Origin of the sequence: Nonomuraea sp. NPDC049725 (assembly GCF_040674795.1) — a bacterium.
Classification (GTDB): Bacteria; Actinomycetota; Actinomycetes; order Streptosporangiales; family Streptosporangiaceae; genus Nonomuraea; species Nonomuraea ceibae.
Genome location: NZ_JBFANJ010000007.1, coordinates 124,317 through 135,686, shown reverse-complemented (window position 1 = coordinate 135,686; position 11,370 = coordinate 124,317). Strand labels below are relative to the sequence as shown.

Below are 11,370 nucleotides of genomic sequence, written 5' to 3'. Positions count from 1 at the left end.
CTTTCGGCATGTCCGAAACCATCGACGAACCCGGGCAGCCGGACCCGGACGACCCCTCCGACACCGGCGAGCCCCAGGAGCCGCCCCGCCCGCCGGACGGCTTCGAACCCGTCTGACCCCTCACTTCCCCCGCCAGAAAGGCCACCATGGCACTGCCCCGCCCCCCGCTGGCGCGCCGGACAGCGGTCCTGCTGACCGCGGTCACCACGCTCGCCGGCGTGCTGACCGCCGGCCCGGCGACCGCCACGCCGCCGGACACCCCCGCCGCATCCCCCGCCGGCTCGCCGGCCTCTGATATGCAGCCCGCCAAGGACGTCGCCCTGTCCGGGGTGCGCGCCCGGAAGCTCGTCGTCACGCTGATCACCGGCGACAAGGTCCAGCTCACCCGCTCCCCCGCCGGCCGCTACCGCGTCGAGCCGGCCCCCGGCACCCGCCAGGACGGCCGCCGGATCAACCTGTTCACCCAGTTCACCCCGGACGGCGTCTTCGTGCTGCCGGACGACGCGGTCGCCGCCGTCCAGGCGGGGCTGGTCGACCGGCGGCTGTTCGACGTCAAGTACCTGGCCGAGAACGGCTACGCCGACGACGTGGCCAAGCGGCTGCCGGTGATCGTGCAGTACCCCGGCACCCAGGCCGAGGCCGAGGTCAAGCGCTCGGCCGCCGCCGTCCCCGCCGCCGAGCCCACCCGCACGCTGGAGAGCATCCACGCCTCCGCCCTCGACGTCGCCAAGGCCGAGGCGGGCACGTTCTGGCAGGCCGTACGCGCCGGGCAGGACTCCGGGCAGGGCCTGGCCAAGGCTCCCGCCACGCTGGGCGGCGGCATCGCCAAACTCTGGCTGGACGCCAAGGTCAAGGCCGACCTGGACGTGAGCGTCCCGATGATCGGCGCCCACCAGGCGTGGGAGCGCGGCCAGGACGGGACCGGCGTGAAGATCGCCGTTCTCGACACCGGCGCCGACACCGGACACCCCGACCTGGCCGGGAAGATCGCCGACAGCCGGTCGTTCGTCCCCGATCAGGCCGTGCAGGACGGGCACGGGCATGGCACGCACGTCGCCTCGACCATCGCCGGCACCGGCGCGGCCTCGGGCGGCAAGCACAAGGGCGTCGCCCCCGGCGCGCAGCTCGTCGTCGGCAAGGTCCTCGACGACAGCGGCTCCGGCCAGGAGTCGTGGATCATCGAGGGCATGGAGTGGGCGGCGCGCAGCGGCGCCAAGGCCGTCAGCATGAGCCTCGGCGGTTTGCCCAGCGACGGCACCGACCCGCTCAGCCAGGCCGTGAACGACCTGACCGCCGAGACCGGCGCGCTGTTCGTGATCGCCGCGGGCAATCTGTACGAGGCCGAGACGATCAGCACGCCCGGCGCCGCCGACGCCGCGCTGACCGTGGGCGCGGTGGACAAGCAGGACCAGCTCGCCGGGTTCTCCAGCCGCGGCCCGCGTCCCGGCGGCGGGCTCAAGCCCGACATCGCCGCGCCGGGCGTCGACATCGTGGCCGCGCGGGCGGCCGGCACCGCCATGGGCACCCCGGTGGACGAGCACTACACCGGCTCCTCCGGCACCTCGATGGCCACGCCGCACGTCGCCGGCGCCGTCGCGATCATGGCGCAGCGGCACCCGGACTGGACGGCGCGGCAGCTCAAGGCCGCGCTGATGTCCACCGCCAAGGACGACGGCTTCACCGTCTACGAGCAGGGCGCCGGCCGGGTGGACCTGGACCGCGCGACCCGGCAGCAGGTGTTCGCCGACAGCGGCGGCGTGGACTTCGGCCTGCTGGAGACCGGCAGCGCGCCGAAGACCGGCCAGATCTCCTACCGCAACCTGGGCGACGCGCCCGTCACGCTCACGCTCAAGGCGGCGATGAGCGGCGACGCCGAGCCGGTGCTCGCCGACACGACGCTGACCGTCCCCGCCGGAGGCACGGCCGGCACCACCGTCACGCTCGACCCGGCCGAGCTCCCCATCGGCACCTACAGCGGCGCGGTGACGGCCGAGGCCGACGGCGTCCGGCTCACCACACCGCTCGGCGCGGTCCGCGACGTCCCCAAGTACGACCTGACCATCCGCACGCTCGACCGGGACGGCAAGCCGCGCACGCCGACGGCCATGAGCGTCGTGGACGTCGACGGCGCCAAGGGCGAGCTCGGCCCGCACCGCATCGACGACGTCGGCCTGGTCGTCACCCGCGTCCCGGCGGGCACCGTCAGCCTGCTGCAGGTGCTCGACTGGGTGGACGGCGACGACCGCGCCAACCGGGCCTGGCTGTTCGAGCCCGAGCTGACCATCACCGGCGACACCGAGGTCACCCTCGACGCCCGCAAGGCCACCGAGATCGGCTTCAGCGCTCCCAAGACCGCGCAGCCGCTGAACAACACCTACGACCTCTTCTTCCAGCGCACGCTGCCGAACGGCGAGGTCTTCGGCGGCTCACTCCTGTCGAGCCGCCCGCTCGGCGGATGGGAGAAGGTGTGGGCGCTGCCCACGAAGAAGGTCACCAAGGGCGGCTTCCGGTTCACCGGCCAGTGGGAGCTCGGCGTCCCCGAGGTCACCATGACCATGCGCGCCTCCGGACGGGCGGCGAAGCGCACCACCCTGCACCCGGTCTCCCGGGTCCACATGATCGACGCGGGCGAGGTGCACGGAGGGTACGTCCCGTTCGACGGCGTCAAGGACCTGCGGGTGGTCGACGCCGGCAAGGGCCGTCCCGAGGACCTCGCGGGCAAGGACCTGCGCGGCGCGCTCGTGCTGATCGACGCGGAGCCCGCCGAGGGCATCTTCGGCACGGCGTGCGGACTCCAGATCGAGCGCGTGGGCCCGATCAGGGACGCGGGCGCCGCCGGCGTCCTCGCCTTCAACGAGCGGGCGTCCATCTGCCCGATCCCGCTGCCGATCACGCAGAAGCCGTTCAGCGGCCCGTTCAAGCCGGTCAACATCCCCGTCGCGTACGTCTCCAACGCCGAAGGCCAGAAGATCCGCGAGGCGGCCGGCCGCGGCGAGGTGACCGTACGGGCCGAGGGCACGCCGAACACCCCGTACTCGTACGTCTTCAAGCCGTACGCCGACGGGCGCATCCCGGCGTCGATGCGCTACAAGGTGACCGAGCGCCAGCTCCACCGGGTCGACCTCGACGTGCACGCCGGGCCGTACACGAAGTACATGAACTGGCGCAGCACGTGGCGGACCGACGACATCACCTACACGGGCACCGGCACCAACATGCTGCACTGGTCGTCCCCGATGCCCGAGCGCAGGCCGCAGTGGGTCTGGCCGCTGGACCCCACGATCGTGAGCCAGGCCGGGATCTCCGCGCTCCTGCCGTCCGAGCCGGGCGCGGAGGTGGAGGAGACCCGCTACCGCACCGACGTGTTCGACCGGCCGGGCAGCACCCGCCAGCAGTGGTTCGCCACCCCGAGCACGCCGGGGGCCGCGACCGCCTCCGGCAAGCTGTACGCGCTCGGCGGCGGCCCGGACGACGTCCCGCTGGAGAAGCTCGTGATCGGGCTGCCGTGCGCGATCTGCGTGCACGACGGCAACCTGTGGGTGACCCCGTCCATGGTCAACGGGGTCGGGGAGCGGCGCGACGACGGCGTCGCGTTCGGCGACCTGGCGCCCCGGTACGACCTGCACCTCTACCGCGACGGCAAGGAGATCCCGAACGCCCCGGTGGCCGGGTTCGACAAGCTGCCGCGCTACCCGCTGCCCGAGGGGCAGGGCGTCTACCGGCTGACGGCCAAGAACGAGCTGCAGGACATCGAGTGGACGTTCACCGCCCCGCCGGCCAGGGACCAGGTGCTGCCGGGCTCCAACTGCTACGCCTGGTTCGTCGACGGGCCGCTCGAGCAGTGCCGCACCACCCCGGCGGTCTACGTCAGCTACGACCTCGGCGACAGCCTGTCCGCTGACAACACGGTGGCGTCCGGGCGCAGGCACACGTTCGAGCTGGAGGCCTACCACGGGCCGTCGGCGGCGAAGATGCCGGCGATCGCGGGCGTGCGGCTGTGGACCAGCACCGACGACGGCGCCACCTGGCAGCCGGCCGACCTCAGGCGGGGCCGGGACGGCGTCCACACCGCCCGGGTGAGGTACCCGGCCCACCACGCCACCAAGGGCGCGGTGAGCCTGAAGGCGGAGGCGTGGGACGCGGCGGGCAACCGCGTCAAGCAGACCACCCTCCGCGCCTTCGCCCTGCGCTGACCAGCCCAGCCGCGGCCGCCTGACCGGGCGGCCGCGGTCAGGCCGCGGTGCAGGGCCTGCCGTTGAGGGTGAAGCTCACCGGGGCCGGGGCCGGGGCGGTGTGGGAGGCGGTGAAGCCGACCTGGGTGGACGAGCCCGGGCGCAGCACCTTGTTCCACGACCGCGCGGCGCCGGAGAACCGCGCTCCGCTCTGGGTCCAGTCGGCCGACCAGCCGGCGACCAGGCGCGGGGCGGGCTCCGGGTAGTCCAGGGTCAGCGTCCAGCCGTCGATCACCGCCGTGCCGGTGTTGCGCACGGTGATCTCGGCGCTCAGCGTCGGGCCCCACGTCGCCGCCCGGTAGGACACCGCGCACTCCAGGCCGGGTGACGAGGTGGGCGAGGGCAGGCCCGGCCTGGCCAGCGCCGACAGCGGGTCCGACGGCGCGCTGAGGTTGCCGGCCGCGTCCCTCGCGACCACCACGTACGTGTAGCGCTGCCCGGTGACAAGGCCGGATTCGGCGAAGTTCGGGAACGTCGAGGCGGCGAGCGTGCCGGCCTTGACGTACCCGGTGGCGCTCTCGCGGTAGACGTCGTACGCGGTCACCGCCACGTTGTCGGCCGACGGCTGCCAGCAGAAGGTGACGCCGTGGTAGTCCTGGAGGCAGGCGTCACGCAGGCCGGTCGGCTTGCTCGGCGGCAGGCGGTCGCCGGGCGGCGGGGTGGGCGTCGAGGTGGGCGACATGCCGGTCACCGCGGTCACCGTGATCAGGCCGGAGGGGCGGCTGACGTTGCCCGCGGCGTCCCTGGCGACGACGTACATCGTGTAGGCGCGGCCGAGCTCGCCGGAGAAGCCGCCGACCGTGCCGGTCGTGGTGGCGGCGCGGGTGAACCCGTCGGGGTCCAGCCGGTAGAGGTCGTACGCGACGACGCCGGTGTCGTCGGAGGAGGCGTTCCAGCAGATGGAGGCGTAGCCGGTGGGGGACGGCGCCAGCGGCACCGGGCACGGCCGCTCCCCGGCCGGCCGGGTCGGCGGCGTCGTGTCCACGGCCTCCCCGCCAGCGGCCTCCCCGCCAGCGGCTTCCCCGCCAGCGGCTTCCCCTCCAGTGGCCTCCCCGTCAGCGGCCTCCCCGGCGGCCGGGCCGGGCGGCGGGCCTGTGGGCGCCGGTGCGGCGGCGGCCAGGTGGGGCGGGGCGGCGGCCGCCTGGCCTGCCGGGCCGATCGCCAGGGAGGCGACGAGCAGCGCCAGCGTGACGAACCCGAGGGTGAGGAGGACCGCTCCCGCAGACCGGCTTCCGGTGCGCATGACTTCCCCTATCGCATCGTGTCCCCCCGCGGTGATTCTGCGGCATTTCCGGCATCGGGCATAGATACGATTTCGGGGATAGCGGACGTGTGGTTGGTGCTCGCCGTCCGGCTCGTGGGGGAATCCGAACCCGGCGTTAAAGAGCCCAATGCCCACATCCTCCTAACCTGGCGGTATGCGGTGGAATGAACCCGGCTGGCCGTGACGCGGCACGATGGCGACGGCCCGGCTCCGGGTGCGGCGACCGAGGCGTCCCGCCTGGACGAGGTGCTGATCGAGACGGTCTTCGGCGCGGGAGCCCACATCGGCATCGCGTACGTCCTCGACGAGGACGGCCAGGTCCTGCGGATGGTGTCGGCCATGGGGCTGCCGGTCTCCATCGCCCGCGTGTGGGCGAGCATCAGGCTCAACGACGCGGCGCCGGTCTCGGTGTCGGTGCGCGACCGGCGGCTGCTGTGGTTCGGCGACCGGGAGGCGCTGGCCAGGGAGTTCCCCGGGGTGGCGCTGACGCTGCCGTACCCGTTCGCGATGGCGACCGCGCCGCTCGGCTCGGGGGGCGCCGTGTGGGGCGGGATCGTCCTCGCCTGGCCCGCCGGTCACCCGGCCGACCTCACCGTACGCCAGCTCAAGGTCGTCGACGACTGCTGCGGCGCGATGGGCGACCTGCTGCGCCGGGCCAGCGAGCGCGGCCGTCCGATCACCGCGGAGGATCATCCCCGGATCCTCGACCCGGTACGCGCCCACCAGCGCGAACCGCGTGCCGCGCAGGCCGCGCTGCGGGCCTTCGACGCCCTGCCGGAGGGCTACTGCCACCTGGACGCCCAGGCGCGCGTGGCGTTCGTCACCGCGCAGGGCGCGCAGCTGCTCGACGCGACCCCGTCGGAGCTGGTGGGCCGGCGGCTGGGCGTGGCCGTGCCCTGGCTGGGAGATCCGGTCTACGAGGAGCAGTACCGGCTCGCGGTCGTCAGCCACCAGCCCACCCGGGTCACCGCCCGCCGCCCCGACGGCAGGCAACTGCTGCTGCAGTGGTTCCCGAGCGTGCCGGGCATGACCCTGCGCATCACGCCGACCGCGGCGGCCGCGCTGCCGCCGGCCGCCGGCGGCGGGCAGCCGCTGCGCACGGCCGGGCTGCACGAGCTGCTGCACCTGGCGACCAGCCTGGCCCAGGCGACGAGCGCCCAGGACGTGATCGACCTCGTCGCCGACCACGTCGTGCCCGTCTACGGGGCGCAGGGCCTGGCCATCATCACCTGGGAGAGCGGCCGCATGCGCGTGGTCGCCGCGCGCGGCTACACCCGGCAGCTCATCGAGGAGTTCGACGGCCGCCCGGCGCTGCGCCGCGTCAGCCCGCCCGGCGGCTCCGACCCGGGCAGGCCGTCCTTCTACGCGACCAGGGACGAGCTCTTCCAGACGTACCCGGACCTGCCCGAGTCCGCCGTCATGGAAGCCTGGGCGGTGCTCCCGCTGGTCACCTCGGGCCGCCCCATCGGCACCTGCGTGCTGGCCTTCGACCGCCCGCACCGGTTCAGCGAGGAGGAGCGGGCGGCGTTCACCGCGCTCGGCGGGCTGATCGCCCAGGCGTTCGAGCGCGCCTGGCTCTACGACAACAAGCATCAGCTCGCCCAGTCGATGCAGGCCAGCCTGCTGCCGCACGCGCTGCCCAGGATCCCCGGGCTGGACGTGGCCGCCCGGTACGTGCCCGCCACCCCCGGCATGGACATCGGCGGCGACTTCTACGACCTCATCCGGCTCGGCGACTCCCAGGCCGCCGCCGTCATCGGCGACGTCCAGGGCCACGACATGACCGCCGCCGCCCTCATGGGCCAGGTGCGCACCGCCATCCGCACCCACGGCACCGCCGGCGCCACCTGCGGCGACGTGCTCGCCTACACCAACCGCATGATGACCGAGCTCGCCCCCGACCGCTTCACCAGCTGCCTCTACCTCACGCTCGACCTCGACCGCCACATCGCCTGCCTGGCCAGCGCCGGGCACCCGCCGCCCCTGATCAGCCGCCCCGGCGCCCCCACCCAGGTGATCGACGCCCCGCCCGGCCTGCTGCTCGGCATCGACCCCGACGCCGAGTACACGACCCTGAACCTGCACGTGCCGCCGGGCTCCACGCTGACCCTCTACACCGACGGCCTCGTCGAGGAGCCCGGCCAGGACCTCGGCGACGCCATCGCCGCCCTGGCCGCCCGCTTCACCCCGGCGCCCGGCCGGCCCCTGCACAGCCTGGCCGAATCGCTCATCGGCCAGGTCACGAGACACCGCATGGACGACACCGCCCTCCTCCTGCTCCGCAGCACGCCGGAGGGGGTCAGTCGAAGGCGGGGAGGTTGAGCAGGTCCAGCAGTCTGGCTATCTGGGCGGGGACGTTGCGGATGTGGGCCGCGCCGTCGGCGGCGAAGGCGGTCAGGGCCCTGACGACCGAGATGTCGGCGAACGTCACCCGGCCGAGGTCGACGATGAGCTGGTCGTCGATGCGCCGGGCCTGGGTCAGCGTGGACATCGCCTCGCGCCTGTTGGTGACGTCGATCTCGCCGGCGAGCCGGATCACCGTCGACTCGGGCGTCAGGGTGCACGTGATGCGCAACTGGTGGTCGACGTACAGCACCTGCTCGGGCGGGACCAGGGAACGGACGGCAACGCACTCGCCAGACCGCGTTGGCTCGCCGATTCCGTTCACCGTCATAGGGAGAAGTTTACCGGAAAAAATTTTCCGTAGACATCCTTCTGTCGTTGAAGCTTCCTCCTGTACCATGTTCTGGCGATGGACCACGATGCTGGCAGGCGTTCCTCCTGGACGTTCCTCACCAACCACGCCCGCGTGCTGTTGGCGATAGCGGCGGACCCAGAGCTTCGCATGCGCGACATCGCCGCCCGGATCGGCATCACCGAACGGGCCGCGCAGGGCATCGTGAGCGACCTGGAGGACGGCGGCTACCTGGAGCGCATCCGGGTCGGCCGCCGCAACCACTACCGGCTCAGGCCCGAGCGGCAGTTCCGGCACCCCACCGAGGCAGGCATGCCCGTCCAGGCGCTGATCGACATGTTCACCCAGCGCGACGACCACCAGCGGGCGATGCGCGACGACGACCAGCGGACGATGCGGTCCGAGCTGCGCCAGGTCGCCGCCCCGCTCTCCCCCGGCGCCGCCTGACGGGGTCAGGCGAGGGCGGCGATCTCGATCCGGGTGCGGTCGGCGGGCGCCGTCAGGCACGGCAGCACGACGTTCCCCCGTTCCAGGCGCTCCCCCGTCGACGAGGTGAGCCGGGCCGTCCGGTCGATCTCGTACGGGCTGCCGTTCCGAGGGGTGACCCGCAGCCGCAGCCACCAGATGTAGCGCCCGTTGAGCTTGTTGTCGGTCTGGTCGGCCCGCAGCACCGCCGCCTCGCACGGCAGCGCCGCCACGCGCTCCTCCGCCGTGAAGGTGCTCAGCGCGGCCGACTCCAGGCTCGCGAACGAGAAGTGCCCCAGGGCGAGGATCCCCGCGGCCAGCAGCGAGAACAGGGCCGTGACGTACGCGCCGACCCGGGTCTGCGGACGCCGCCTCAGCACGAGGAACATCACCACCGCGACGATCACCGCGATCACGGCGAACAGCCCGAAGACGGTCGACGCCATCGTTCATCCCTCACGTTGAAGGGCGGGGCACGGGGGCCGGCCCTGTCCGATCCGACACCGGCAGTGGACCAGCCGTCGCTTGCGCGGCGCCTGCAGCCCGCCTGAAGCGTCAGGCGCCCGGGTCGTAGAGGGCGAGCTCGTCAGCGTCGGGGGCCTGGAAGAGCTTCGCGTACGCCTCCAGCAGCTCCCGGCCGATCGCAACCGTCCCCGGCGCGCCCTCCCTGACGCGGGCCTCCAGGCGGCGGCACAGCTCGTCGAGCGGCGCGGCGAGGTAGCGCAGCTCGACGGGGACGCCGAGCGCACGCGCGCGCAGCCGCTTCTCCTCGCGTTCGGCCCGCGTCCAGAAGCCGAACTCCAGAACTACGGTCTGCCCGAGCCTCAGCAGCTCCTCGGCGTGCCGCGAGAACCGCCGCTCCAGCCGTTCGCGCACGTCCTCGTCGAACAGGTCGACGCCGAGATCGGCCAGCCATTCGTCCGGGCACAGCCGCACCGCCGGGATCTCCCGCTCCAGCCGCCTGGCCAGCGTCGTCTTCCCCGCGCCGGGCAGCCCGCACAGCAGGATCAGCCTGGGCCCCGGGCCCGTCTCCATCGGCACCACACAGACAGCATGGCAGCGATCCCGGGTGTCAGCGGCCGCGTCAGCGCGAAGGCGGCCCGCTGTCAGGGCGGCCCGCGATGGTTGAGCCATCACCCGGAACCACCCAGGAAAAGGAACCCGCCACCATGTCGATCACCCTCACCGACCAGGACCAGCTCACCCTCCGCGTCGCCGCCTGGGGCGCCGTCTCCCTGATGTCCGCCGCCGGCGCCGCCGGTTCGGCCCACAGGGTCGCCACCGAGGGGTCCATCGCGCTGACCTCGGCGACCGGCCCGGTCGGGCACGTGCTCGCCAAGGCCCCCAAGGGCGTCAAGTACGGCAGGACCGTCGCCGAGCTGGCCGACCAGGTGCTGCCCGCGCTGACGGAGTCGATGCGCCTGCTCAACCAGCAGGACCCGGCCGAGGCGGCCAACTTCCGCGGCACCGTCCTCGTCGCCGTGGACGCGGCGGCCCAGATCCACAAGGGCGAGCCCAGCCCCGCCCTGGCGGACATGGCCCGCAAGATCACCGAAGCCCTCGACGCCGCCTGACTTCACCCCACGCGAAGGAGCCACACCGCCATGTCTTCCCCCATCCAGCAGGACCGCCCGGAGCTGCGGAAGGCCATCCAGGAGATGGTCGATTCCGGATTCGTCGGAGTGTCGCTGCGCGTACACGACGAGCGGGGCACGTGGACCGGCAGCGCCGGAGCGAGCGAGCTGGGCGGCGCCGCCCGGCCGCCCGCCGGCGGACACGTGCGGATCGGCAGCAACACCAAGACCTTCACCGCCACCGTGGTGCTGGGACTGGTGGCCGAGGGCCGCATCGCCCTCGACACCCCGGTCGACGACCACCTGCCGGAGTTCGGGCTCGACCGGCGCATCACGGTGCGGATGCTGCTCCAGCACACCAGCGGGATCTTCAACTTCACCGGCGACTTCGACCCCGACGGCACGTACGTGCCCGGCATCCCCGCCACCACCGCGGGCCAGGAGTGGGTGGAGGGCCGGTTCACCACCTACGCGCCCGAGGAGCTGGTACGGGTGGCGCTGGCCAAGCCCGCCCGGTTCGAGCCGGGCGCCGACTGGAGCTACTCCAACACCAACTACGTGCTGGCCAGGCTGCTGATCGAGCAGGTCACCGGCCGCCCAGTGGCCGAGGAGATGCGGCGGCTGATCCTGGACCCGCTCGGCCTGACCGGCACCCTCCAGCCGACCGCCGAGACCGGCGTCCCCGCCCCGCACGCCCACGCCTACTACCGCTACGAGGAGGACGGCCAGGCCCGGACCGTCGACGTCACCGCGCAGAACCCGTCGTGGATCTCCAGCGGCGGCGACATGATCTCCACCACCGCCGACCTGCACACGTTCATCTCCGCGCTGGTCGGCGGCAGGCTCCTGCCCGCCGAGCTGCTGGCCGAGATGCTGACGCCGGAGTCCAAGGCCGGCTACGGCCTGGGCGTGTTCGTCCAGGAGGTGCCGGGCGGCGGCACCGTCATCACCCACAACGGCGGCATGGCCGGGCACGCGGCGCTGATGTACAGCACCCCCGACGGCGGCACGACCCTCACCGCCGCCCTCAACTACGTCGACGACGCCGCCCTGTCGCTCGGCCCGGCCTTCCAGCAGGCGACCCAGCGCCTGGTCACCGAGGTCTTCGGCACCCCGGCTCCCTAACGCGTACCGTAAGAT

Annotated in this window: 9 protein-coding genes; 5 read left to right on the top strand and 4 right to left on the bottom strand. The window is 73.2% G+C overall.

What is annotated here, in order from left to right; all coding sequences use genetic code 11:
• Positions 1-146: 146 nt before the first annotated feature.
• Entirely contained in the window at positions 147-4,193 is a 4,047-nt protein-coding gene (locus AB0J53_RS20025) for a S8 family serine peptidase (RefSeq protein WP_364174170.1), read from the top strand.
• Between the two features lie 37 nt (positions 4,194-4,230).
• Here AB0J53_RS20025 and AB0J53_RS20020 read toward each other — a convergent pair whose 3' ends face one another.
• Positions 4,231-5,475 carry a cellulose binding domain-containing protein gene (locus tag AB0J53_RS20020; protein WP_364174168.1) on the bottom strand — a complete coding sequence of 415 codons (1,245 nt, stop codon included), beginning with the start codon at positions 5,473-5,475 and terminating at the stop codon, positions 4,231-4,233.
• 201 nt (positions 5,476-5,676) lie between these two features.
• Between AB0J53_RS20020 and AB0J53_RS20015 the strand changes: the two genes are divergently transcribed.
• Positions 5,677-7,818, top strand: a complete 2,142-nt coding sequence (locus AB0J53_RS20015; protein WP_364174165.1) for a GAF domain-containing SpoIIE family protein phosphatase — start codon at positions 5,677-5,679, stop codon at positions 7,816-7,818.
• On the opposite strand, the gene AB0J53_RS20010 is transcribed toward AB0J53_RS20015, so the two are convergent.
• The gene (locus tag AB0J53_RS20010; protein ID WP_364174162.1) at positions 7,796-8,170 is read right to left on the bottom strand and encodes an STAS domain-containing protein; all 375 of its coding nucleotides are present in this window, start codon (positions 8,168-8,170) and stop codon (positions 7,796-7,798) included. The two genes, AB0J53_RS20015 and AB0J53_RS20010, sit on opposite strands and share 23 nt — an antisense overlap.
• 78 nt (positions 8,171-8,248) lie before the next feature.
• On the opposite strand from AB0J53_RS20010, the gene AB0J53_RS20005 reads away from it, so the two are divergent.
• Positions 8,249-8,638: a helix-turn-helix domain-containing protein gene (locus AB0J53_RS20005; protein WP_364174159.1), complete on the top strand. Its 390-nt coding sequence runs from the start codon at positions 8,249-8,251 to the stop codon at positions 8,636-8,638.
• Positions 8,639-8,643: 5 nt separating this feature from the next.
• On the opposite strand, the gene AB0J53_RS20000 is transcribed toward AB0J53_RS20005, so the two are convergent.
• Both AB0J53_RS20000 and AB0J53_RS19995 read right to left on the bottom strand, forming a co-directional pair.
• The gene (locus AB0J53_RS20000; RefSeq protein ID WP_364174156.1) at positions 8,644-9,102 is read right to left on the bottom strand and encodes a hypothetical protein; all 459 of its coding nucleotides are present in this window, start codon (positions 9,100-9,102) and stop codon (positions 8,644-8,646) included.
• Between the two features lie 109 nt (positions 9,103-9,211).
• Entirely contained in the window at positions 9,212-9,691 is a 480-nt protein-coding gene (locus AB0J53_RS19995; protein WP_364174821.1) for an ATP-binding protein, read from the bottom strand.
• Between the two features lie 134 nt (positions 9,692-9,825).
• On the opposite strand from AB0J53_RS19995, the gene AB0J53_RS19990 reads away from it, so the two are divergent.
• Positions 9,826-10,230, top strand: a complete 405-nt coding sequence (locus AB0J53_RS19990) for a hypothetical protein (RefSeq protein WP_364174154.1) — start codon at positions 9,826-9,828, stop codon at positions 10,228-10,230.
• Positions 10,231-10,260: 30 nt separating this feature from the next.
• Positions 10,261-11,355, top strand: coding sequence for a serine hydrolase domain-containing protein (locus AB0J53_RS19985; RefSeq protein ID WP_364174151.1), 1,095 nt, complete (start codon positions 10,261-10,263; stop codon positions 11,353-11,355).
• Positions 11,356-11,370: the final 15 nt, after the last annotated feature.